22 protein-coding genes are annotated in these 22,129 nt (G+C 59.0%); 12 read left to right on the top strand and 10 right to left on the bottom strand.

Features of this window, described 5'->3' with window-relative positions; all coding sequences use genetic code 11:
- Complete coding sequence (locus BM438_RS42595; protein WP_093647241.1) at positions 1-993, bottom strand: LacI family DNA-binding transcriptional regulator; 993 nt, start codon at positions 991-993, stop codon at positions 1-3.
- Positions 994-1,173: 180 nt separating this feature from the next.
- Between BM438_RS42595 and BM438_RS42590 the strand changes: the two genes are divergently transcribed.
- The gene (locus BM438_RS42590) at positions 1,174-2,007 is read left to right on the top strand and encodes an NAD-dependent epimerase/dehydratase family protein (RefSeq protein ID WP_093647238.1); all 834 of its coding nucleotides are present in this window, start codon (positions 1,174-1,176) and stop codon (positions 2,005-2,007) included.
- Between the two features lie 728 nt (positions 2,008-2,735).
- Positions 2,736-4,016 (top strand): group II intron reverse transcriptase/maturase, encoded by a 1,281-nt coding sequence (gene ltrA / locus BM438_RS42580; protein WP_244179600.1) that lies wholly within the window; start codon positions 2,736-2,738, stop codon positions 4,014-4,016.
- A 436-nt stretch (positions 4,017-4,452) separates the two neighbouring features.
- Here ltrA and BM438_RS42570 read toward each other — a convergent pair whose 3' ends face one another.
- The 4 genes from BM438_RS42570 to BM438_RS42555 all read right to left on the bottom strand — a co-directional run bounded on the left by BM438_RS42570 (position 4,453) and on the right by BM438_RS42555 (position 8,291).
- Positions 4,453-5,391 carry a LysR family transcriptional regulator gene (locus tag BM438_RS42570; protein ID WP_093647234.1) on the bottom strand — a complete coding sequence of 313 codons (939 nt, stop codon included), beginning with the start codon at positions 5,389-5,391 and terminating at the stop codon, positions 4,453-4,455.
- Positions 5,392-5,494: 103 nt separating this feature from the next.
- Entirely contained in the window at positions 5,495-6,682 is a 1,188-nt protein-coding gene (locus BM438_RS42565; protein WP_093647232.1) for an acetyl-CoA C-acyltransferase, read from the bottom strand.
- 29 nt (positions 6,683-6,711) lie between these two features.
- Positions 6,712-7,476 carry an SDR family NAD(P)-dependent oxidoreductase gene (locus tag BM438_RS42560; RefSeq protein ID WP_093647229.1) on the bottom strand — a complete coding sequence of 255 codons (765 nt, stop codon included), beginning with the start codon at positions 7,474-7,476 and terminating at the stop codon, positions 6,712-6,714.
- 89 nt (positions 7,477-7,565) lie between these two features.
- The gene (locus tag BM438_RS42555) at positions 7,566-8,291 is read right to left on the bottom strand and encodes a nitroreductase (protein WP_093647227.1); all 726 of its coding nucleotides are present in this window, start codon (positions 8,289-8,291) and stop codon (positions 7,566-7,568) included.
- Positions 8,292-8,591: 300 nt separating this feature from the next.
- Here BM438_RS42555 and BM438_RS42550 point away from each other — a divergent pair, with 300 nt between their 5' ends.
- Positions 8,592-10,247 (top strand): AMP-binding protein, encoded by a 1,656-nt coding sequence (locus BM438_RS42550; RefSeq protein ID WP_093647225.1) that lies wholly within the window; start codon positions 8,592-8,594, stop codon positions 10,245-10,247.
- A gap of 17 nt (positions 10,248-10,264) precedes the next feature.
- Here the strand turns inward: BM438_RS42550 and BM438_RS42545 are convergent, their stop codons facing one another.
- From BM438_RS42545 to BM438_RS42535, 3 genes are all read right to left on the bottom strand, one after another.
- Positions 10,265-10,957, bottom strand: a complete 693-nt coding sequence (locus tag BM438_RS42545; protein WP_093647222.1) for a Crp/Fnr family transcriptional regulator — start codon at positions 10,955-10,957, stop codon at positions 10,265-10,267.
- Positions 10,958-11,284: 327 nt separating this feature from the next.
- Positions 11,285-12,163 carry a DUF4238 domain-containing protein gene (locus BM438_RS42540; protein WP_093647220.1) on the bottom strand — a complete coding sequence of 293 codons (879 nt, stop codon included), beginning with the start codon at positions 12,161-12,163 and terminating at the stop codon, positions 11,285-11,287.
- A 479-nt stretch (positions 12,164-12,642) separates the two neighbouring features.
- The gene (locus BM438_RS42535; RefSeq protein WP_093647217.1) at positions 12,643-13,197 is read right to left on the bottom strand and encodes a TetR/AcrR family transcriptional regulator; all 555 of its coding nucleotides are present in this window, start codon (positions 13,195-13,197) and stop codon (positions 12,643-12,645) included.
- Between the two features lie 211 nt (positions 13,198-13,408).
- On the opposite strand from BM438_RS42535, the gene BM438_RS42530 reads away from it, so the two are divergent.
- The 5 genes from BM438_RS42530 to BM438_RS45805 all read left to right on the top strand — a co-directional run bounded on the left by BM438_RS42530 (position 13,409) and on the right by BM438_RS45805 (position 16,565).
- On the top strand, positions 13,409-14,272 hold the full coding sequence (locus BM438_RS42530; RefSeq protein WP_093647215.1) for an NmrA family NAD(P)-binding protein: 864 nt from the start codon (positions 13,409-13,411) through the stop codon (positions 14,270-14,272).
- An 809-nt stretch (positions 14,273-15,081) separates the two neighbouring features.
- Complete coding sequence (locus BM438_RS42525; RefSeq protein ID WP_093647212.1) at positions 15,082-15,360, top strand: HU family DNA-binding protein; 279 nt, start codon at positions 15,082-15,084, stop codon at positions 15,358-15,360.
- A 159-nt stretch (positions 15,361-15,519) separates the two neighbouring features.
- The gene (locus BM438_RS42520; RefSeq protein ID WP_093647210.1) at positions 15,520-15,726 is read left to right on the top strand and encodes a hypothetical protein; all 207 of its coding nucleotides are present in this window, start codon (positions 15,520-15,522) and stop codon (positions 15,724-15,726) included.
- A 183-nt stretch (positions 15,727-15,909) separates the two neighbouring features.
- Positions 15,910-16,350 carry an SET domain-containing protein gene (locus BM438_RS42515; protein WP_093647208.1) on the top strand — a complete coding sequence of 147 codons (441 nt, stop codon included), beginning with the start codon at positions 15,910-15,912 and terminating at the stop codon, positions 16,348-16,350.
- A 38-nt stretch (positions 16,351-16,388) separates the two neighbouring features.
- The gene (locus BM438_RS45805; protein WP_167378544.1) at positions 16,389-16,565 is read left to right on the top strand and encodes a hypothetical protein; all 177 of its coding nucleotides are present in this window, start codon (positions 16,389-16,391) and stop codon (positions 16,563-16,565) included.
- A 267-nt stretch (positions 16,566-16,832) separates the two neighbouring features.
- On the opposite strand, the gene BM438_RS42510 is transcribed toward BM438_RS45805, so the two are convergent.
- The gene (locus BM438_RS42510) at positions 16,833-17,645 is read right to left on the bottom strand and encodes an EAL domain-containing protein (protein ID WP_093647206.1); all 813 of its coding nucleotides are present in this window, start codon (positions 17,643-17,645) and stop codon (positions 16,833-16,835) included.
- 782 nt (positions 17,646-18,427) lie between these two features.
- Between BM438_RS42510 and BM438_RS42505 the strand changes: the two genes are divergently transcribed.
- The 3 genes from BM438_RS42505 to BM438_RS42495 are packed head-to-tail and all read left to right on the top strand — an operon-like array spanning position 18,428 to position 20,259.
- Positions 18,428-18,892 carry a hypothetical protein gene (locus tag BM438_RS42505; RefSeq protein ID WP_093647203.1) on the top strand — a complete coding sequence of 155 codons (465 nt, stop codon included), beginning with the start codon at positions 18,428-18,430 and terminating at the stop codon, positions 18,890-18,892.
- Positions 18,893-18,901: 9 nt separating this feature from the next.
- Positions 18,902-19,594, top strand: a complete 693-nt coding sequence (locus BM438_RS42500; protein ID WP_093647201.1) for a nucleotide-binding protein — start codon at positions 18,902-18,904, stop codon at positions 19,592-19,594.
- Between the two features lie 20 nt (positions 19,595-19,614).
- On the top strand, positions 19,615-20,259 hold the full coding sequence (locus BM438_RS42495) for a hypothetical protein (RefSeq protein WP_425270767.1): 645 nt from the start codon (positions 19,615-19,617) through the stop codon (positions 20,257-20,259).
- Positions 20,260-20,381: 122 nt separating this feature from the next.
- Here the strand turns inward: BM438_RS42495 and BM438_RS42490 are convergent, their stop codons facing one another.
- Positions 20,382-21,215: a DUF932 domain-containing protein gene (locus tag BM438_RS42490; RefSeq protein ID WP_093647199.1), complete on the bottom strand. Its 834-nt coding sequence runs from the start codon at positions 21,213-21,215 to the stop codon at positions 20,382-20,384.
- 654 nt (positions 21,216-21,869) lie between these two features.
- Between BM438_RS42490 and BM438_RS45980 the strand changes: the two genes are divergently transcribed.
- Positions 21,870-22,129, top strand: a 260-nt coding sequence (locus BM438_RS45980) for a hypothetical protein (RefSeq protein WP_208620798.1), incomplete at its 3' end; no start/stop codon positions are given.

Genomic DNA, 22,129 nt, shown 5'->3' with positions numbered 1-22,129 from the left:
TCAGCCGCGGGCCGCTGTCGACTCACGGACGATGAGCCTCGGCTCGAACGTCGAATGCCCAGCCTCCGCATGGCCCGCGAGCGCGTCGATGAGCTTTTGCATCGCGAGCTCGCCCATCTTCTCGCTCTGAATATCGACGGTCGTGAGCGCAGGCGCTGCGTACTCGCCATACGGGACGTTGTCGACGCCAGTCACCGAGAGCTCCTGCGGCACCCTGATGCCGAGCGACGCCGCCTCTTTCATGAAGCCGAGCGCGATCAGGTCGTTGTAGCAGATCACCGCCTGCGGCCTGCGCGGACCGAGCATCACGCGCGAGCACGCGTCCTCGCCTGCATGCGCCGTCGGCGCGTGAGCGTCGTACACGTCGAGCGTGAGGCCGGCCTCCTCCAGACACTCACGCGCGCCGCGAATGCGCTCGTCGTTGATGCGTGCCTTCCCAAAACCGAGGTAGGCGATGTGACGATGCCCGAGGTTGAGCAGATGCCGCGCGAGCATGTAGGTTGCGAGCCGGTTGTCGATTCCGACGCTCGGGATCTGCAGCACATCGCTACGTCTCAACAGCACGACTGGCTTGCCGAGATCGAGCAACCACTGCGCGTCATTGTCGGGCATCCGCGAACTGACGATCAGGCCGTCGACCCGCTGCGCGAGCGCTTCGATCAGCGGGCGCTCACGCGCCTGGTTTTCGTCAGTGTCGACGAGCAGCAGCGTGTAGTCGTGCCGCAGCGCGACGCGGTTGGCGCCTTTCACGACGTTCGTGAAGTGCGGATTGCTGATGTCAAGAATGGTCAGCCCAATGGTGCGGGAGCGGCCGGTGATCATCGATCGCGCAAGCGGATTCGAGCGGTAGCCGAGTTCCTCGATCGCAGCCTTCAGGCGAGCCTCGACCGGTGCGGAGAAGCGCTGCGCACCGTTCATGTACTTCGACACCGTGGCGACCGACACGCCGGCGGCTGCAGCGACGTCGCGAATAGTTGGGGAAAGTTTTTTCATGCAAAAGGTAACGTTTTCTCTTTTGTTTACCGATTGTCGCAGAAAGCGCGGTCAGGCGGGCGAATGCCATTTGGCGTAATCGCCGTCTGATAGCCGCGCATCCGGCAATTGATGCTGAACCTCATCCGTCGCTCTCGTTTAGAAAACGTTTTCCACCAGTCATTTTTCAGGAGTTTTTTTATGAGCCAAACAGTCGTGCCGTCGTTCAAGCCGTTCCGGCGCCTGCTTCTGACCGGAGCCGCCGGCAACCTGGGCAGCCAGCTGCGCGGCGCGCTCGCCAATTGGGCCGATGTCGTGCGCGTGAGCGACATCTCGAAGCTCGGAGAACCTGCGCCGCACGAGGAAACGAGCGTCGTCGATCTGGCGGACCGGCCGGCGGTGATGCAACTTGTCGAGGGCGTCGATGCGATCGTGCATCTCGGCGGCATCTCAGTCGACGCCCCGTTCGAGGATCTGCTCGGAGCGAACATTGCCGGCACATACAACGTGTATGAGGCAGCGCGCAAGCACGGCGTGAAGCGCGTCGTGTTCGCGAGCTCCAATCATGCGATCGGTTTTCATCCGGTCACCCAAGTGCTCGACGCCGACGCGCCGCAGCGCCCGGACAGTCTCTACGGCGTGACGAAGTGCTTCGGCGAGGCGCTTTCGCGCTATTACTACGATCGTTTCGGCATCGAGACGGTGTGCCTGCGAATCGGCTCGTCGTTCGAAGAGCCGAAGAACCCGCGCATGCTCGTCACGTATCTGAGCTATCGCGACTTTATTGAACTGGTGCGCTGCTCGCTGTTCACGCACTGCGTCGGGCACGTGGTCGTGTACGGCGCGTCGAACAATCCGGTCAAGTGGTGGGACAACACGAAAGCCAGCTTCCTCGGCTTCAACCCGTGCGACAGCGCTGCGAAGTTCGCGGAACGTTTCCCCGCGACCGCACCGAGTGACTCGCGTGACGATCCAGCACAACGCTTCCAGGGCGGCCAATTCGTGCTTGGCCAGCCAATGGAGGCGAAGCAGTGAAGCAGCGCTCGCCTGTACTTGACGAGCTTGATACAGGAATCAGGTTACCGCATGTAAATTGAGCCAGTATGGATTCATCCGATCGGTCGCGGCGACGACGCGGGTACAAGGACGCATAGGCTGCAAGGTGCGGATGAAGCTCGGAGATTGAAGCGAGTCGGAAACCGCAATGGCTGCTTTGGCACCTGCGAATCGACGTTCGACAATTCGATACGAATGTCGCTTCATGGCGTGCGCCGTGAAAAGGCGGCGCTTTTCCAGTGGGTGAAAGCCCCACCCGGCAACCGCTCCAGCCGGAAGCAACCGGAGCAATCGTGGAGGTAACGAAGCGGTTGAAGCCTTCGGTGAAGCGTGTCACGAAATACGGTGACAGCGCGAGTGTGCAGGCCGTAACGCGAGTGAACGCCGAGCAAGCCTCGAAAAGGACGATGCGCAGGCCGACCCGAGAGCCATGTCGGGGAAGGCTGATACGGCTGGGTGAATGAGCAGGCAGGACGCCCAGTCGCTGCGCCGGGGGTAGTGGCGACAGCATGCACACAAGGGAAGCGCTCGCAACACGGGAAGCCCCCTGGCGTGGTCAGGGATGACCAACCGGACGCCCGTGAGGGACAGGCCGGGCGCCTTGGGGTGACGGAGAGGCCCGTATTACCGTTGAAGCCGGTGTAATGCTGGTGGAGGGAAGGGGCCTCAGTTCAAGACAGACGCAATACGTAGTGAGGACGTGGAGATTGGGCAACCTATCAACTCCGAGTCGTGTTCAGAAACTGCAGATGGCGTTACACGCGAAAGCGAAGGCAGAAGCCGGGTATCGCTTCTACGCGCTGTACGACAAGATCTATCGCGAGGATGTGCTGGCGCATGCGTACGCTCAGTGCCGCTCGAACAGGGGCGCACCGGGTGTCGATCGGCAGGACTTCGCGGAGGTCGAGGCGTACGGGGTGCAGAAGTGGCTCGGCGAACTGGCGCTTGCGCTCAGGCAGGAGACTTACCGGCCGGACCCTATCAGACGAGTGTTTATCCCGAAGGCCAATGGCAAGCTGAGGCCACTGGGCATCTCGACCTTGCGTGATCGGGTGTGCATGACAGCAGCAATGCTCGTGCTCGAACCGATCTTCGAGGCTGACCTTCCACCGGAGCAATACGCTTACCGCCCGGGGCGAAACGCCCAGCAAGCGGTGATCGAGGTGGAGGAGCGGCTGCACCGAGGGCAAACGGACGTTGTTGACGCCGACCTCGCGGACTACTTCGGAAGTATTCCCCACGCCGAATTGATGCTGTCGCTCGCGCGACGCATCGTTGATCGGCGAGTGCTGCATCTGATCAGGATGTGGCTGGAATGCCCCGTAGAAGAAACCGATAACCGAGGACGGAAGAAACGTACGACGGAGGCCCGGGACAGCCGGCGCGGCATACCGCAAGGCTCACCCATCTCACCTCTGCTGGCGAATATCTACATGCGCCGGTTTGTGCTGGCATGGAAGAAGCTCGGACTTCAGCGCAGTCTTGGCAGCCGCATCCTGTGCAAGCGGGGCAAAGCGGAAGAAGCCTTGGTGCGCATGCGCGAGATCATGAGCAAGCTGAAGCTGACGGTCAACGAGGAGAAGACACGAATCTGCAAGGTTCCGGAAGGCGAATTCGACTTCCTGGGTTACACGTTTGGGCGGATGTACTCGGCGACGACTGGACAGGCCCGTATGGGCATGCGTCCGTCGAAGAACAGTATCCGGCGCATGGTCGAGAAGATCCACGCGCTGACCGCCGCTTCGATGACGTGGCTCGATACCACGGAGCTGATTGGCAAATTGAATCGCACGCTACGCGGCTGGGCGAACTACTTCAAGGTAGGCACGGTCAGTCGCGCATATCGGGCGCTCGATAGCTATACCAGCACGCGGTTGCGCCGGTGGTTGCGTACCAAGCACAAGGTAAGACGTCGCCGGGGCGGGAGCTATCCACCCTCGCACCTCTACGGGCACTTTGGTCTCGTTCGTCTACAAGGGCCTTGGTAGTGACTTGCCGTGTACGAAGGCGTGATGTCTTGTCCGAGAGCCGGATGCGGGAGATCTGCATGTCCGGTTCGATGAGCGGGTTGTGGAAACGGGGTTAAGGCTAGGATATTCGGGCACCGCCAAACGAAAGAGGCGGAAACAGACAAACCGAACCTAATGCTACCGCGCCACAACTCGACTCTACCGAACCCGGAAGCACACGGCCGGTCCGAGCTTCACGAATCTCGGCCGGGTGTCGAACTTCCGTACCCGACCCTGAACTGCTGTTCGAGATCGCGCCACCGCAACGGCTGCTTCGAAGGTGCAACCGCCATTCGACCAATCAAGCTGGCCGACGAGCAATCCGTGCCTTTACGGCCACTCGAGCCTCCCCCGCAATATCACTGCTGAATGACCGGTATCCTGGGAGATCGAGAAGAAACGTGGGTGAAGTCAATCAACGTTGAGTAAATCTGCGAGCGGCCTCCTGATCAGCCGCCAGTGTCGCCGGCATCGTATCCCTCAGATAGTCCACCCAGGTGCGAATCTTCGCGTCAACGTATTGTCGCGATGGATACATCGCGTACAGACCAATCTCCTGCGACCTGTATTCGGGTAGTACCCAGGCAAGTTCACCGTTGCGCAATCCGCTGATCGCCGAGTAGATCGGAATCAGGCCGATTCCTAGTCCTTCCCGTACTCCAGTGGCAAGAGCCTCCGGTGTATTGACTTCCAGCACGGCTGGCCGGAATCGAACGGACTCCTTTCCGTTTGGCCCATCGAATGTCCACGCGTTCATTGGAAATTCAGGTGTGTTCAGGTGGATGCACGAATGCGCTTCGAGATCGTCTGGTTTGTGCGGAACGCCATGGGCCTCGATGTAAGTGCGTGATGCGCAAACAATGCTGAATGCACTACCGACTTTCTGTGAAATGAGCTCTGAATCTGATAATGCCAATGCCTCGACAATTGCAACGTCGCAGCCGTCTTCGATGAAATCCGGCGTGCCATTGGCGAGCGTCAGCCGGACTTTCACTTCCGGATATAGCTTTTGATACGCGCCGATCGCCTTGATGAGGTAGTGCTGTCCAAACCCGACGGGAGTGCGAACCCTCAGTTTCCCAAACGGACGCGCATGTGCGTCACCAGCCTCCGCCTCAGCCTGTTCGATCAGTGCCAGAATCTGCATGCAATGATCGTAATATCGCTCACCAGCTTCAGTTAGTGCGATGCGTCGTGTGGTCCTGTTGAGCAGTCGGGTTCGAAGGTGTGCTTCCAGATCCGAAACGGCGCGTGAGGTCTTGCCAGGAGTGGTGTCCATGCCGTTCGCCGCCGCCATGAAGCTCCCGGTTTCGACGACGCGCACAAAGACGCGCATGTCTTGAAGTATGTCCATGCAGAGCTCCCGATGCGAGTCCAACCGGCGAAGCGCGATACACCATTTATCGCTACATCCCTTTGCAGGCGTGACAGTGTCCGCCGGCTGACCGACGCTTACGTTAAATCATCTCGATGGCCATGGCAGTGGCTTCGCCACCGCCGATGCAAAGGCTGGCAATTCCGCGCTTTCCGCCCGTCGATCTGAGGGCCGCAAGCAAGGTGACCAGAATGCGTGCTCCGGACGCGCCGATAGGGTGACCGATGGCACAGGCGCCGCCGTGTATGTTGACCTTGTCGTGATCGAGCGTCATGTCCTGCATGGCAGCCATCACGGCGACCGCGAATGCCTCGTTGATTTCCCACAAATCTACGCTGGACGTCCCCCATCCAATCCTCGACAGTAGTTTCTCAATCGCGACCGCGGGAGCGGTGGTAAACAATCTCGGCTCCTGAGCGTGGGTGGCGTGCCCGACGATAGCGGCCAGAGGCTTGATCCCAAGTTTCTCGGCACTTGAGAGGCGCATCAGCACAAGCGCGGCTGCACCATCGGAAATCGAACTGGAGTTAGCCGCCGTTACTGTGCCATCGGTCTTGAAGGCGGGTCTCAGACTGGCGATCTTGTCCAGTTTGGCTTTGCCCGGCTGCTCATCGTGCTCCACCAGAACCTCGCCTTTTTTGCTGGAGATCAATACCGGGGCAACCTCCCACGCGAAGGCACCGGACCGAATGGCTGCTTGGGCTCGTGTGGTTGAATTTATTGCGTAGGCATCCTGATCCTCCCGAGAAAATCCGTAAGACTCGGCGCACTCTTCCGCAAAGGCGCCCATTTGACGGCCGCGATCGAAATAAGCATCTTCCAGACCGTCGAAGGACATATGGTCGAGGATCTGTCCGTGACCAAGGCGGAAGCCCCCTCGCGCCTTCGGGATGAAATAGGGAGCGTTTGTCATGGACTCCATGCCGCCCGCAACAATGACCTCATTGCTGCCGGCCATCAGGAGATCATGGGCCAGCATGGCGGCTTTCATGCCGGAACCGCACACTTTGTTGACTATGGAGCAGACCACCGAGAGGGGTAGCCCGGCGCGGATGGCCGCCTGGCGCGCCGGGGCTTGGCCGAGGCCCGCTGGCAGCACACAACCCAGGATGAGTTCTTGCACCTGCTCGGCGCTAACGCCGGCTCGCTGGATCGCGGCCTTTACGGCAACGGCACCGAGTTGCGGCGCCGTGCAACCGGATAGACTCCCCTGGAAGCTGCCAATAGGGGTACGGGCGACAGAGACGATAACGACGGGATCTTTGGACATGATTCGTTCGCTGAAAAGATGGATGCGGTTTATCTGGCGGCCATACGGATGGCGCCGTCGAGGCGGATGACCTCGCCGTTCAGGTATTCGTTCAGGAGGATGTGCTCCGCCAGAGCGGCGTATTCGGCTGGCTTGCCCATCCGGGCTGGAAACGGCACCGTTTTGCCCAGCGCCTCCTGTACTTCAACGGACATGCCGAGCAGCATTGGCGTTTCCATGATGCCTGGCGCAATTGTCATGACCCGGATGCCGTGGCGAGAGAGTTCCCGCGCGAGTGGCAACGTCATCGCAACAACCCCGCCTTTGGAAGCGGCGTAGGCTGCCTGTCCCACCTGTCCCTCGAACGCGGCTACCGAAGCTGTGCTGATGATGACGCCGCGCTCGCCGGAGGTCTCTGGCGGGCAGGCGCTCATCGTCTCCGCAGCAATGCGGATCATGTTGAAACTGCCAACCAGGTTGATATTGATCGTTCGGGCGAACGAGTCCAGCTTGTGCGTTCCTTCACGGCCGATGACCTTTTCGGCGGGAGCAACGCCTGCACAATTGACGAGTCCCCTGAGGCATCCCATTTCCATGGCTGCTGCAAAAGCTGCCCGGGCACTGTGTTCGCTGGCGACGTCGGTGGCAACGAATCGGGCATTCGGCCCTAGCTGTGCGACGACGGTCTCACCTGCTTCGGGGTTGACGTCCGCCAGGACCACCTTGCCGCCCCGCTCGACGATCATCTTCGCCGTGGCTGCTCCGAGGCCGGAACCAGCCCCTGTCACTACAAAAACGTTGTCTCTGATTTGCATGTCCGTTTTCCTTTCATATGACGCTCCGCTAATGCATTCGGTACACGGGCCGCTGACTGGCGTCTGACGTCCGTTTCCTAAGCGCACCGCTAATCCGAATAGAACGTTGTGAACGAGGCAACCTCCGCTCTTTCCGTAACGAGGGTGTTCTCGACGCATGAGACGTCTTCAAATCCAAGACTCATGCCGACAACGAACCTCTCTGTTTTCTCCAGTCTGAGTTGCTCCGAAATTACTTTGTGGTACTTCATAAATGCCGCTTGAGGGCATGTACTCAAGCCATGAGCACGGGCAGCGATCATGATGTTCTGCAGGAACATGCCGTAGTCGAGCAGGCTACCCTGCTGCATGACGCGGTCGATTGTGAAAAACAGGCCGACGGGCGCGTCAAAGAATTGATAGTTGCGGCTGTGCTGGGCCAGCATCCGTTCCTTGTCGCCCTTTTCGATTCCAAGCAACCCATATAGCTTCCAACCCACCGTCCGTTTTCTTTCAAGGTATGGAGATATCCACTCGCGCGGGTAATAGTCCCACTCGTCCGTGCATGTCTCGTTTAGTGCCGAGTCGTCATTAACCCGTTGGATCGCGGCACAGATACGGTCTTTGGCGTGCCCCGTGACGACGTGTACGCGCCAGGGCTGAATGTTGACTCCCGTGGCAGCGAAGCGCGCTACGTCCAATATCGATTCCACCGTCTCCCGAGGAACCGACGTGGGCAGAAACGCCCTGACGCTGCGACGCGACAGAATCGCCCATTCGATGGCCTTGCGCAGCGCATCGGCGTCCATCGCCGGTGGTGTCTCACTTCTCTTCATCTGTCACTCCATCTGTCTTCAACGTCAGCAAACTCAAGCAACTTCCCTTCACGGCAGCATTGCCTTGCGAGCAAGATTAGCCAGGGCGAACAGGGCGTGTTGTCTCGAACATGACAATTGACGTCCAGCAACCCGTCGTCCCCTACGAACCCAAGGAGTGTCCTGTTCGAGACAGTTCCATTCCGGCGCAACGGTTAGATTTGATGCGACATCGCAAGGTTTGAGCGATCCGATTCAGAGGTTGCACCTACGCACCACCAATGCCCGGAACACTTTCACATTCATGTGAGGAGACACGACATGGCCACTAAAATCTACGAGCGCGGCCTCGATCGAAACGAAGCCAACTACGTGCCGCTGACACCGCTGCATTCATTGGATCGATGCGCCGATCTGTTTCCGGAGCGTATCGCCATCGTGCATGGCGAGATGCGTCAGACCTGGGCGGCGACGCGCAGCCGCTGCCGCCGGCTCGCCAGTGCGCTCGTCCGGCGAGGTGTCAAGCGCGGCGACACCGTATCGATCATTGCGCCTAATACGCCCGCGTTGGTGGAGGCGCATTTCGGGGTGCCGCTCAGCGGAGCTGTTCTCAACACGATCAACTGCAGGCTGGATGCCGACGGCATTCGGTTCATCCTGCTTCACGGGGAATGCAAGGTCCTTTTTGTGGATCGCGAGTTTGCCGCCCTTGCTGCGAACGCACTCGAGCATGTTCCAGACAGGCCACTCGTGATTGACATTGCGGATCTCGAAGCGCCGCCGGGGGCATCGATAGGTGAGCTCGACTATGAGCAGTTGCTCGGAGAGGGAAATCCGGACTTCGAAGGCGTATGGCCCGCGGATGAAAGGGACGCTATCGCATTGAACTATACGTCTGGCACGACCTCCGACCCGAAAGGGGTCGTGGTCAGTCACCGTGGGGTTCACCTGATGAGCATGCTCCAGTTGATTGACTGGGGCATGCCGCGCGGGCCGGTGTATCTCTGGACCCTCCCAATGTTCCACGCCAACGGATGGTGCTTCACCTGGGCAGTCACAGCAGCGGGTGGCACCCATGTCTGTCTGCGCAAAGTCAATGCCACAGGAATATTTCGGGCCATCCGCGAGTACGGTGTCGATCACTTTTGTGCGGCGCCAATCGTCCTGGCCGCACTGGCAGACGCGCCCGCCAGCGAGCGTAGCCCGTTACCTCGCGTCGTTCGCGTGCGCACCGCGGGTTCGCCCCCCCCGGCAACCGTGTTGAAATCGGTAAGCGAGCTGGGATTCGAGGTTGAGCACGTATACGGCATCACCGAATCCTCCGGCACACCGGTCAGTTGCTTCATTCAGGCCGACTGGCACGCATCGGCCAACGAGGAGCAGGCGCGCCTGAAGGCGCGGCAAGGTCAGCGGGCCGCCGGACTCGAAGCCATGCGCGTCGCAAATGCCGCCACGCTTGAGCCTGTTCCCGCGGACGGAAAGAGCGAGGGCGAGATACTGCTGCGCGGCAATGTCATGATGAAAGGCTATCTGAAGAACGAGGAGGCTACCCGAAACGCCTTCGAGGGTGGCTGGTTCCACACCGGAGATATTGCCGTGGTGCACCCGGATGGATACATTCAGATCACGGATCGTTCCAAAGACGTCATTATTTCGGGTGGCGAAAATATTTCGTCGATCGAGGTCGAGGAAGTATTGCACCAACACCCGGCAGTGCTCATCGCGGCGGTAGTCGCGCAGCCCGATGCCAGGTGGGGTGAAGTGCCTTGCGCATTTGTCGAGTTGAGACAGGGTGTCAATGCACCTTCTGAACGAGAGCTGATTACGTTCTGTCGGGAGCGGCTCGCTCACTACAAGTGTCCTGTGAGGATTGTGTACGGCGCGCTGCCAAAGACAGGCACAGGAAAAATTCAGAAATTTCGACTCCGTGCGCAGGCCGGCAGCCGGGAAGCTATTACGAAGCTGTCTGACGCGTAGTCACGCATGCGGCGTAATCAATCTTCGGAATGCGCAAAATCTCGAAGCCCCGTTAGGTCAAGAATTCGGACTGACCCATATTCGACCGTTAAAAGCCCCGCATCAGCGAGCTCGTGAAGCGCCCGGTTGGTGTTCTGCCTGGACAGGCCGGACAAACGTCCAATTTCTTCTTGCGAAAGACCCAGCATCAGATCAGTGACGCCAAAGAGTTGCGGATTGAACAGTTCAGCGAGACAGAAAGCGACTCTTGCAGAGGCTTTCTGCAAACGGAGGTTTGCAACCAGACCGACGTAGTAGCCACACCGTGCGTTGAGTTGATCGATGACAAATCGGCTGAACGAGTGGCTATTGTCAAGCAGCCACTCAAATGTGCTGGACGGAATAAACCCGACTTCGCTGTCGCGCAGCGCTACCACCGAGTATGGGCGAGGCTCATCCTTTAGTAGGGCTCCCTCCCCGAACCAGGAACCCGCCGGCACGCCGGCGAAGGTTGTAGCCCGCCCGCCTTTGGAGACGGTATCGACTTTGACTAACCCTTCGATCACGCCTATCCAATGATCCGCAGGGGCTCCGCGATGACAGACCAGGGCACCCGCAGAAAACGATCGTTGAAAGGCATCTTTTTGGACGCGAGCGAGTTGTTCCTGTGTCAACTTAGCCGACCAGGCGGAGCGCGATATGAAGCACTGCAACTCAACTGAGAGGGGCATAGCCAGGTTAGGTTCGAAGGGTCCAGAGGCATTAGTTTAACCATTTGCCGGCCGACGTTGGCCAATGACCTGATCGGCTGAAATCTGCTCGCAGGTCCGGTCCGGAGCAGCAGCCGACGTTCGACCGAGCACTCGACGGCGTGGGCCAACGTCCGTAGTTGGCCGAACTGAGCCGAATTACGACCATGCAAGGTTGACCGCCCTAGTCCGACGCTGAACTTCCGTAGCCGACCCACTAGCGTCGGTTGACCCAGCGCCGGGCCAACGGCCGCATCGAAGCTACAGCGGGCCACGCACGTCACTAGGCCGAACAGGCAGTATGCGTGTTCAATCGACTGCCGGTCTCTTCAATAGATTTCGGACGAACTCCGCCTGACTGTCATCAATGGCATAGACCTGATCCGATGCAAGCCGGACGAGTGTGGCGTTAAGCCATTCGACGAGTAAGGTTTTGTCCCAATGCAAAAGAAACTGAACTACTCGCTCATCTGGGCAAGCGAAGAAAACGAGCGTTGACGATATTGGCAAAGCAAGCACGCATCCCGGATGGTCAATGCCGGGCATGATGATTACAGGGTGGTCACTCGTCAAAAGTGAAACCTTTGAGTCGCTGAAGTCTCCGCTCCACCACCACATTTGATGAATTCGCTTAAACGCCTTGTCATCCATTATCAGCCCCGGTAACAACCGCTTACCGAAGTCATCAATGAATCCCGGGGCAGATGTTTCGACAAACTCTAAAGGCGATTCCGCATCGCCTTCTTCCTTTAGTTTGTCGTATTCCTCGGGGTCGCTTTCAAGGTTTCTGCGCAGTTCCGCCGGAGCCTCAGAATTGAGTTGCGCCATGATCTCCGGCGACCGGATTCGCAACGACATGATAAAGCGCGTCCATGCGACCCGCTGCTCTTGCTTCAGGTCGTGCCCGCGTCCTGCTGTTCGCATGTGATGTAGCACGCCGCCAGCGGGGTCATCGATGAGCTTGGCCAGAAAGTCGGTTTCTATCCGTTGCTGCTCCTGAACCGGGACACCTTCAAGTGAATATAGCCTGTCAAGGCATGCCGTTGAACGAGGTACGACACGCTCAATCAAAAATCTGTCGCCTTTCCACTGGAACCGCGTTAAGCGAAGAGCTTGCGATTCGTCCGGCGTAGTCCATCCGTTCAGGTAAAAGCGCGGGACATAATGATGTTTTTCGGCACTCGCCATGTGATTCTCCGCTGGCTCGGAAAGTGAAATAAATCCTCTCGGAACAATGCGCTGCGCTGCTACGTGAGCGTTAGCATAACGCTCCCTGTCAGATACCGTTCGGATTCCTAGCCGCGGTCGCCATTGGCGCCGGTAAGTGCTATGGCCGCTTTCATGTGCACACGCGACAATCAAACGAGCATCTATCGTCGATCGTGACTGACCGAAAGTGGCCGGAAGTACGCGTTCGCACAAACCGCCGGAAAACTGCCATTGAAAATTCCAACATCATCACGGCGACACCTTCATCGAACTGGTGCTATCGGCCATCTGCGGTCCCTGGTCACTGCATCTGCACTGACATTCGAACGTCGACTATGCGTTGCACTGCGGACATCAACTTGTCTACCGTGTTTGCAGTCTCGTTGGACTCCTGTGAAGATGGGGAGTTACAAGAGACAATCGCCCACTCAATTGGACATCACCTGATAGACGCGCATTTAGTCCAGAGCCGCTCGCACCTCACGAAGAATCTCTTCCGAGAGTTCAGGGTCATCAACCGCGCGAGCCAGAATGATGGCTCCGACGATGCTCGAAAGCGTATGAATCGCATCGCGACGAGCATTTTTCTTTTTTGCTTTTGCAAGTGGCTCGGCTAGACCTCTGAGCGTACCCTCCACATGCCGCGTGAATGCAGGTTGAGCCGCGGGCTCGCGCGCAATCTCGCTCCCCAATGCTGCGATCAGGCATCCGTTGCCTCTCTCGTCGCGATGTTGCTCAGTGAGATATCCGTCGACGTATCGAGTCACTGACTCACCAGAGGCTGCGCTTTCCTTCATGAAGTCGAGCAATTTGGAAGATGCATCTTCAATGCTCTCCGAGATCAGATCCTCTTTCGACTCGAAGTGATGATAGAAGGCGCCGTGTGTCAGCCCCGTCGCCTTCATGATCTCGCTGAGGCTGACCCCGGAAAATCCGCGCTCGCGAAACAGAATGGAAGCTTGTTCGAGGATGCGAGCATGCTTCTCTGCGGTCTCCTCTGGCGGGTAACGCATACGTCCTCCGGAAAGTGGCAAGAAAGGTGTTGACGACAAGCAGTATAACCATCATGCTTCATCAACGGAAGCATGATGATCGTCATGTTTGAATGTTGTCCTTTCAGACGAACTGTCGGCTGTGCGCTTTATAACATGATGACCATACTGCTTGAGTGGCGATTGCAGCATACAAGTTTTGGCCAAGTTTCCTTTGTCCCTGGAGGTTTTTATGAAGAAGTTTCTCGTCACGGGTTCCACTGGCGTTACAGGCGCTCCCACCGTTCGCTTCCTGCTGGAAAACGGCCACAAGGTCGTCGCTTTTGTTCACCGCGAAGACGATCGCTCGAAGGCGCTGATGGAACTGGGCGCGGAGATCGTGCTTGGAGACATGCTGAAGATCGAAGATGTTCGTGGTGCGATGAAGGGTGTGGAGGCGGCGTACTTATGCTATCCGTTGACTCAAGGTGCGGTTGAAGCAACCGCGATCTTCGCTCAGGCTGCAGCCGAGAACGACGTGAAGCAGATCGTGTACATGTCGCACCGGCAGTCGCGCCAGCACGCACGCAGCCCGGCAACGATGAATCACTGGCTCTCCGAGCAGATCCTCGACCGCTCGGGCGTTCCGACCGCGCATCTGCGAGTCAACTTCTTCTCCGAATGGGTGCTGTACACGGCGGCTGAAATCCGTGCGGGCCGATATCTGACGCCGTTTGATCCGGAAAGCCGCTTCGTGCCCATCGCCGCTGTCGACATCGCCCGTGTCATCGTAAAGATTCTCGAGAATCCCGACGCGTTCGGTAGCAAGGTCATCACGGTCACGGGCTCGCGTGAAGTGAGCCACATCGAACTTGCGGGCATCCTCGCGACCACGCTTGGAAAGGAAGTGCGCTTCGAGCAGGTCACGCCGGACGAATTCGTCAAGATCCTCGGCTGGGACGGCGATCCTTCATATGCAATGCATTTCAAGGCGATCAAGGTCGATCAGCAGGAACAGCTATTGGTGGGCGTCGACAACAGCGCGGCTGAAATTGCTGGTCAACCGCTGACGACGCCAGAACAGTTCATTGAACAGCATCGTCATCTTTTGGCGTAAGGGGCTATACGCCGACAGTCTCGGGTGACTGCCACATCGGAACGAGTTGGACGAGCGCGACCGAATCCGGAGGATTCTCGCTTTTGTGGAAGAGAATCTTCCCGGATCGAATAATTGGACGCCAGGATATGTCGCGAAGCCGTTCAGCTTATTAACGGGCACGCAAACATGTCGAGAGGTGGTACGGATGGATGACCGTTTGGAATTGGGAAGCGGCCATCGCCGACTTGATGACCCGAATGACAGCAGTGGGTCGGGAGTGTGAGTTCGTGAACGCAGGAAGCTGCCATCGGACTGCTGGATGCCGCCACCGTCAGCAATCCATGACATTGCTGACATAGAACCCGGTCCACCCGAATGACGGCAATGGCCGAACACATGCCATCTGGGTCGGCTGCTCGAATGGCCGCTGTACTTCGGAACCCACCGGTGAAGTCGCGTAAAGTTGCAGGGTGGGTATAGGTCGGTCTCGACCCTTCGACTTCTCCCGGCGTTGGGGCGAGCCATTGGATATTCCTGGGAATGCATGCCGTGAGAAGGGATTGCGGTGATAACGCGGGTTATCACGGCGCCGATGCACCATGAAAGCCACCCTGATGGATGGCGTTATCAGGGTTGAAGCTGATGTATCCCCGTTAAATTCGGGACCAGTCAGGCGCGTCCGGGCGCCACGCACGTGGCGCGCGGTGAAGTCGACACACCTGCTTGATCCGGTCGTCGCGGAATAGGATCGCCTGTTGGCGGTGATTGCATGAAGGCGCGCCAATCGGGTGGGGTGGCGACATCACGACCACAACGAGGAAGCAGCAATGAACAAGCAGGAACTGGTAGACGCAGTGGCCGCTAAGACGGGCGAAAGCAAGGCGACAACCGGCGAGGCGATCGATGCTGTGATCGCCGCAATCACCGGCGCGGTGACAAAGGGCGATACAGTCCAGCTGATCGGCTTCGGGTCGTTTTCGACGGGCGCGCGCGCCGCGCGGGTCGGCCGTAATCCGGCGACCGGCGCCGAGATCCAGATCCCTGCTGCGAAGACGGTGAAGTTCACGGCGGGCAAGGCGTTCAAGGACGCCGTAAACGGCGCGTGAAACCGGACGCGAGAGCCGCTACAGGTTCTGGCGGCAGCGACGGCACGGGGTGATCGGGCAAGGGCTGGACCCCGGCCAGTCGGCCTGGTAGCGTCAGTGCGAGATGCCGCGACGTACTGCGGCCCCTGCGATTCGCTGCATGTCTCTATAGATAGCCGTATGGGAAAGAAACGATCGCGCACCGGGCGCGAAATCTCGTGCCCAACGATCGGCGCGTTACCGCGTTACCGGACGCGCATCGTGCGCGTCATTGCGGAAGCCCGTGGGCAACGCGCGATGATCGAATCGCTCGATACCACAGGCAGGACCTTCGTGAGCACGGTGAAGTGGATCAGCCTGCGTGAGCTGGGTAATCAGCTTTTCTGAAGCTAGATATCTTCGCGGGCGATCGCCGGTCATTCTGGGATGCCTGCGGAGCAAATACCTCGACTCTTCAGCTTCGATCTGCCCGCCGGTATCCGAACGTGGCGAGCGCGTGCTCATCCCCTCACACTGGATGCGGAAATTTGCTGCTCGTAGACTGGTGCTGACATCGGGAAAGGAAAGAGTATGCGGTGCGTGATTGTTCGGCGGTCTCCAATTCACGGCAAAGGCGTGTTCGCCATGCATGCGCTCGCGGTGGCCGAGCGCGTGCTTGAGTACAGGGGTGAAATCACCTCGTGGCGAAATGCGGTGCGACGTCACCAGCGTGAAAGCGTCGAAGGACATACGTCTCTTTTCGGCCTGTCGGACGGACGCGTCATTGATGGCAGCCGGGGCGGCAACAGCGCGCGCTGGCTGAACCACGCCTGCACGCCGAACTGCGAGACGATTGAGGATGATGGCCGGATTTTCATCCAGACGCTCCGGCCGATCGACGCGGGAGAAGAACTGTTCATCGATTACCTGCTTGCCGTCGACGACCCTGAGGATGAAGAGGCCCGGGCCCAGTACGCGTGTGCCTGTACCGCTCCGGATTGTCGTCGGTCGATGCTGGCGGTTGCGGCGTGAACGGGAGGGTACAGGCGGGGCACGACCGCCGTGCCGGTTTGGAAAACGGCACCGGCCCCAAGCAGCCGGGTAACGGTTTTGTCCGGGCATGCGCGGATGCGGTTTTTCATCGCGATGTGCTGAAAATGGCATTGCCAAAGGGTTCTGCGTCCGACGCACATTCTGACGCCACGACGAAGGAACAGATGTCGCTGGATCTTGACGAGTTGTGGTGATGCCGATACGCGGCGGATGTCCGATCAGGGAGCGGTCCTATGCGAAAGCCGAAGTTCGCTAGCAAAATTAACGACCTCTATCAGCAAACTACAGACGTGGCGGTGTTCTTTCTCGACCGCTCAGCTTGCGTCCGCATTCGACTCTCTACTGGAACCAACGAACTGCAAGTTTGCGTATAGGCCTCCGGCACACCGAAAGGCGTTCGACGGCAGGCGAAAATCCGAATTCATGCTGCAACCGACGATCCTCCTGTCATCGACTCCGGCTCATCGCATTGTTGATGTCGTAGCGCCCTGCATGTGTTGCCAGTCAGTATCTGCGCACAGCACCCACATTGATCCTCTAGCAGAGATCGCGATTGAAAATGTGACACACAGGTGCATCCCGTTGATTGACAGATAGGGTTCGGAAATCTTCACCGTCCCTGGTTCACTGACTGCATCGCGAAAGTATAGACGCCGATCCCAACAACCTCCCGACGCCACGGCCTCGGATCCAAACAGATTTGGTGCTGAAACGCCAGGCTGGGTGGCTTTGATGTCGTCTCCGATCTGATAACCTTGGCCGTCCAGTAAATAGCAGCGGGCTGCGCCCTCCAGGCGAAGGAGGCCTTGTGTAGCGCGAGGAAAATCGATGCCGGCGCAAAACCTCTCCGCCGAAGTCTGCAGAGCGTCCGTGTAAGCCGACAGCAGCGTGGAATTCGCGCGTTCAATCAGTTCGACACGGGTACGAAATATCTCCGATATCGAGTCCATGACCGCTCGACATGACTCCTCGTCTACGCTGCCCGGAGCAGGATGTGCAAAGTAAAATCCTTGCACGAAATCTGCATCGCACTCCATCGACAGAAGTGCTTCAACTTGCGTTTCGACGCCTTCTGCCAAAACTATTGCGCCGGTCTCATGCAATAGCGAGACTAGGCGCGACAACATGCGCGCAACGCGAGGTTCCCGAGCTGCCTGTGCAATGACGCTGCGATCCAGTTTGACTATATCGGGTTGAAGTCGCCAGACCCGATCGATGTTTGAATGACCTGCACCGAAGTCGTCGAGCGCTATCAGAAATCGCATTGGGCGCATGTTGGTAATCCGCCATCATCCATCCCGGCTACGAGTTCATCCTCTAATTTAAGTTCGCCGTTCATGGCGCCCAATCCCGGCGGTAGCCTATCCTGCCATCCCTCGTTTTTATGTCTTTAAATCTGCTGTCCGCAAATCCCGTGAGCGCGATTGACCGTGGTCGCGCAAATAAATCGACACCCGCTGCAGGAAAATATGTTCGTCCGAGCAGGAAAGCCGCGTACCGCGCGCAGCATGATGAACCGTCCTGATTGAAAGAAATGGTGTATCGCGTGAGCAGGTATCGCTGCCCACGCAAATAGATGATCGATCGGAAGCACGAAGGTACGACTCATGGCGCAACAAGCATGAGCATGGGCGACCGCGCTCCCCGCACAAAAATTCAAATGCCGTGTTGAGTCCTCGTTCATGGGTGTCGATGTCTGCGCAACTTGAGCAAAGAGGCTTACACGGGCAGCGCAGCAGGAATTGCATCGGGTGGATACGTCACATCAAGTTTTGTGATTATCCGGCGCAATATGGCGGGCGACGGATTTCGTGTGCTGCCCGTTGTCAACGCAGAACCGTTGATCACTCGATTCGAAGGGCGATGTGGCTGGGTTCTCCCGCGCGCAAATCCCGATACGTTGCCCGTATGCGATGGCACAAAAAAATTTCCTGTTCCTCGGAAATCCCGCTCATTCCAGTTCGTTCCATCGACCCGAAATAAGCCTGTTTCGGGGTATTGACGACCGTTATTCCCCTTAGCAAGATGGCATGAAAGCAGTACGCAGGAGCGAATCATGCCGGTGTTGAAGAACTTTACCCAGGCGCAATGGGACGCGGCAGCGCGTCGTCTCGACGCACTGCCGAAGAAGCCCGCGCATGACCATCGCGTTAATGTCTGCGATGGAATGAAATCCATGCAACTTCAAATTATTGGTGCCCAGAGGAAGGGCTACACGCAGGAAGAAATCGTCCAGCAGATCGCGCAGGACGGCGTGGAGATCAGCGCCAGCACGTTGCGATATGCGATGCAACGTGCTGGGAAAGAAGACCAGTCTACGCAGGCGCAGCGACACGTCAAAACGCATACCGCCACGGCATCACCTCGCGTAAAGAAGGTCAATCAGGCGACGTCGTCACATACCGGCCATGCACACGCCGGATTACAGCAGAAAGGCGATGGGGGAGTAACCAGGCCGAAACTCACTCAGGTACAGGGCTTCCTCGGATTTCCGATCAGGCCGGATACCGAGAACTTGTAGAGGTATGACATGGCAACGAAAAATCACCCTATCTATATGGTCGGCGGCAGCAAGGGCGGTGTCGGCAAGAGCTTCGTCACGCTGGCGCTGGTCGATTACCTGCGGCGCGCGGATGTCCATGTCGTGCTGGTGGAGACGGATACATCCAATCCCGATGTCATGAAAGCCGTTCATGACGAAATCGAGTGTGCGTCATGTGATCTGGATGATCCGGGAGGCTGGATCGATTTCGTCAATTTCTGCGATGCGCATCGGGACGCGACGGTCGTAGTTAACACGGCGGCGCGGAGTCAGACAGGCGTTGCGCAGTACGGCGGGACACTCGCAAGTACGCTGGACGAACTGGCGCGGCGTCTCGTCGTGCTATGGATCATTAACCGGCAGCGTGACAGCCTCGAGCTGTTGATCGAGTTTGGCGAGACGTTCCCGCATGCGCTCACGCATGTCGTGCGCAACGGCTATTTCGGAACACCGGACAAGTTCACGCTGTACCGGGAGTCGAAACTCCGCAAGGCTGTCGAGGCGCAGGGCAAGTCGCTGGACTTTCCCGATCTCGCGGATCGGGTCGCCGACGAGCTTCGCAGCCAGCGCCTGTCGATCCACAAGGCGGCGGAGACGATGCATATCGGCGAGCGGGCGGAACTGCTGCGCTGGCGCGCGCTATATAGCGACATGTTCGCCAGGGTGAGCGCCGATGCGTAATCGACGGACGAAGTCGCCTGATGCGCTCGCCCGCCTGTTCCTCGACGTCACCGGCGAATTACCGGACCGCCAGCCTCCTGCGCATACGCCGGGTGTCCAGTACGCTGAACCTGCGCGACAACGATGCGCTGTGGTCGGTCATTGCCATGCTCGAATACTACGCGCGGCTGTACGAGGCGATGCCCGAGCGCATCCGGCATGCGGGCGACGGCGGTTTCGACGCGGTGCGCCGGGAAGCGGAGGCGGCGACCGATGCCCTGATGCACCAGCACCGTGACGCGCTCGCGCGCTGCAAGGCGACGATACAGCTGGCCGAGGAGATGATTCGTGAGCACGAAGCAGGATGTCGGACCGCACTCGCACAACTCAATGAGGCATCGATTACTGTGCTGGCCGACCGGATGGCCAATCGGGTCGCAGGGATCGCCAGTAACCGGTTTGTCGGTGCGGCGGCGCTGGCAGCACAGGATCAGCGTGAGCGAATGAATGGTGCAGTCGGCTCGTTTGAGCGAGCGATAGCCGAGGCGACTGTACGGGCAGAGGGAGGCGCCGAGAGGATCGAGCGGCGCTTTGTTCGCGCACTGCGTCGCCTGTGGGCGGTGGCCGCTATCCTGCTCGGGATGTTCGTCGGCATGGCCGTGCTTGTGGGCGAGCATCTCAGATAAAAGCAGGCTCCCGCCCACGCATTGGTGCGGGCAGGAGTGAGCCAATCAGGCATGGACCCGAACAGGATTCGGGATCGAATGAGCGGAGGGGTACCCTTCGACGTTCCCCATCCTGGATGCGATTACGCCTTTATCTGGCGCATGGCGTCAGCGAGCATCCACAGCGCGCGGTTCAGCTTCACGTTCTGGTCGATGCCGGTCACGGGCCGGGTGGACATCGCACGCCCGTTTGCCGAGCGCCCGTGCAATCCGCCTTTGGTGAGGTTTTCCTGCACGCGATTAAAGACTGTCCAGAGGTCGTCTTGACGATCTTCGAAACGGCGCGGAGAGAGCAACTGGTTCCCGGTGATCGGCGCAGGCGCGGTGATGTCGGTCGGGTCGTAACGCAGGGCGAGCGCGGAGCTGGCAAAGACGACTTGCTCGTCGCGATTCAGCGTGACGGCCTGCATGCCTTCCTTTTGCTCGCGGACCAGGTCGAAGCCGTCAAGCACGTCAAACGCACCGTTGATCACGTTCTGCACGATGTTGCCCTTGTGCGGCACACGGATCTCGGCCACGTTGTCGCCCGCGACCATGCCGTTCTGGCAGACGAAGCGCAGCACGCCCGCCAGCATCTGGTAGCTGCTCGTGCCGTCATGGGAGTTGAGCAGGATGATTTCGTTGGCTTCGTCGCCAGTGATCGTGTCTGCGGGACGAAGCCGGAGCATGTGTTTCGTATATTCGCGCCTGCTCTGGTCGCGCACGCGGGTCTGGCAGACCATGAACGGTTCGAAGCCTTCGTTGCGCAGGCCGCGCAGCACGTCGATGGTGGGAATGTAGGCGTAGCGGTCGGAGCGGCTGTCGTGCTTGCCTTCGGCAAAGATCGACGGGGCCACGTCATGGATTTGCTCGTCGGACAGTGGCGCATGGGAACGGAGCACCGGGGAGCCAGGACGGAAAGAAGAGGCGAGTTGCATGGCAATCTCCACAGCAAAGGGTTGAGGGCACAAACCGGGCGAGGAGGTGTGCCTTACCGTTTCGGCTGGACACCTTCCGGTGGAACCCGGGGTTGGCTTTGCTGCCGCCAGGCTCCCGGGTTTTCGCCCGTGCGACTCAGGGAACCGATAGCGGACGGGTGTCAAGGAAATAGGCGAGGGAGGGGTGCGGGCAACACGGTCCCTCGCCCCTTGACACCCGTCCGCTATCGGCTACGGTCGCGGGGTCAGGGCGGGAACCTGGGAGCCGGGCGCATGCCAGACTTCGGGGTTGACCGGGCAGGAGCCGCGCGGCAAGCGCCGGGAACGAGAACTCGCCGAGATTCGCAAGAGCATCAAGCCGAAGGTAGTTTCGATACGAGGCTGAGTCGGTCAAGGGTGACAAGCCCCCGGTGACACACTAGTAGAAGTCCACCTAATGCCCGGTCCCGGCGCGTAAGCGTCGGGAGGCGTCCGGTTGGCTTGGGCAGGTTGCGATCTGGCTGCGTCACAGGACAGACCGGCGGCGGGGGATGAACGCTTGATCGACGAACAAGCGGTGCTACCACGTCCGCTCATGACCGAGTGTGCGTGCGGCAACGCGTCGGTCGATCAGCGAATAAAGTGCTGGAGCCCCCTGAATGGAGATCGGGATCGTTGGATGAGTATCTGCGGTGCCGGGATGTTGTTGCCCGGTCAGAGCACAATCAAGATCTGCCGGGGAACGTTCTGGCTGATCTACCCTGTCATGGTGTGACGGTTTTTACAGCGGCCGCAATGACCAATCAACCGCCTGTCACTTCGTGTCTCGACCGGCAGGTCGTCTTGAGGTTTGTTCGACGCCTGCCCATGTCTGCGAGCTTGGAGGCGCGCGACGGCGCGTGCGGGCAGGCGTTGAATAAACCTGAAGGGAGGAA

The organism is Paraburkholderia aspalathi, assembly GCF_900116445.1.
GTDB lineage: Bacteria > Pseudomonadota > Gammaproteobacteria > Burkholderiales > Burkholderiaceae > Paraburkholderia > Paraburkholderia aspalathi.
The sequence above is the reverse complement of the archived record's forward strand: the minus strand, read 5'-3'. Positions and strand labels throughout refer to the sequence as shown.

Excerpts from the sequence above, each read along its gene's own strand:
- BM438_RS42595 (WP_093647241.1), bottom strand. The coding sequence starts at position 993 with ATGAAAAAACTTTCCCCAACTATTCGCGACGTCGCTGCAGCCGCCGGC.
- BM438_RS42590 (WP_093647238.1), top strand. The coding sequence starts at position 1,174 with ATGAGCCAAACAGTCGTGCCGTCGTTCAAGCCGTTCCGGCGCCTGCTT.
- BM438_RS42570 (WP_093647234.1), bottom strand. The coding sequence starts at position 5,391 with ATGGACATACTTCAAGACATGCGCGTCTTTGTGCGCGTCGTCGAAACC.
- BM438_RS42565 (WP_093647232.1), bottom strand. The coding sequence starts at position 6,682 with ATGTCCAAAGATCCCGTCGTTATCGTCTCTGTCGCCCGTACCCCTATT.
- BM438_RS42560 (WP_093647229.1), bottom strand. The coding sequence starts at position 7,476 with ATGCAAATCAGAGACAACGTTTTTGTAGTGACAGGGGCTGGTTCCGGC.
- BM438_RS42555 (WP_093647227.1), bottom strand. The coding sequence starts at position 8,291 with ATGAAGAGAAGTGAGACACCACCGGCGATGGACGCCGATGCGCTGCGC.
- BM438_RS42550 (WP_093647225.1), top strand. The coding sequence starts at position 8,592 with ATGGCCACTAAAATCTACGAGCGCGGCCTCGATCGAAACGAAGCCAAC.
- BM438_RS42545 (WP_093647222.1), bottom strand. The coding sequence starts at position 10,957 with ATGCCCCTCTCAGTTGAGTTGCAGTGCTTCATATCGCGCTCCGCCTGG.
- BM438_RS42540 (WP_093647220.1), bottom strand. The coding sequence starts at position 12,163 with ATGGCGAGTGCCGAAAAACATCATTATGTCCCGCGCTTTTACCTGAAC.
- BM438_RS42535 (WP_093647217.1), bottom strand. The coding sequence starts at position 13,197 with ATGCGTTACCCGCCAGAGGAGACCGCAGAGAAGCATGCTCGCATCCTC.
- BM438_RS42530 (WP_093647215.1), top strand. The coding sequence starts at position 13,409 with ATGAAGAAGTTTCTCGTCACGGGTTCCACTGGCGTTACAGGCGCTCCC.
- BM438_RS42525 (WP_093647212.1), top strand. The coding sequence starts at position 15,082 with ATGAACAAGCAGGAACTGGTAGACGCAGTGGCCGCTAAGACGGGCGAA.
- BM438_RS42520 (WP_093647210.1), top strand. The coding sequence starts at position 15,520 with ATGGGAAAGAAACGATCGCGCACCGGGCGCGAAATCTCGTGCCCAACG.
- BM438_RS42515 (WP_093647208.1), top strand. The coding sequence starts at position 15,910 with ATGCGGTGCGTGATTGTTCGGCGGTCTCCAATTCACGGCAAAGGCGTG.
- BM438_RS42510 (WP_093647206.1), bottom strand. The coding sequence starts at position 17,645 with ATGCGCCCAATGCGATTTCTGATAGCGCTCGACGACTTCGGTGCAGGT.
- BM438_RS42505 (WP_093647203.1), top strand. The coding sequence starts at position 18,428 with ATGCCGGTGTTGAAGAACTTTACCCAGGCGCAATGGGACGCGGCAGCG.
- BM438_RS42500 (WP_093647201.1), top strand. The coding sequence starts at position 18,902 with ATGGCAACGAAAAATCACCCTATCTATATGGTCGGCGGCAGCAAGGGC.
- BM438_RS42495 (WP_425270767.1), top strand. The coding sequence starts at position 19,615 with ATGCGCTCGCCCGCCTGTTCCTCGACGTCACCGGCGAATTACCGGACC.
- BM438_RS42490 (WP_093647199.1), bottom strand. The coding sequence starts at position 21,215 with ATGCAACTCGCCTCTTCTTTCCGTCCTGGCTCCCCGGTGCTCCGTTCC.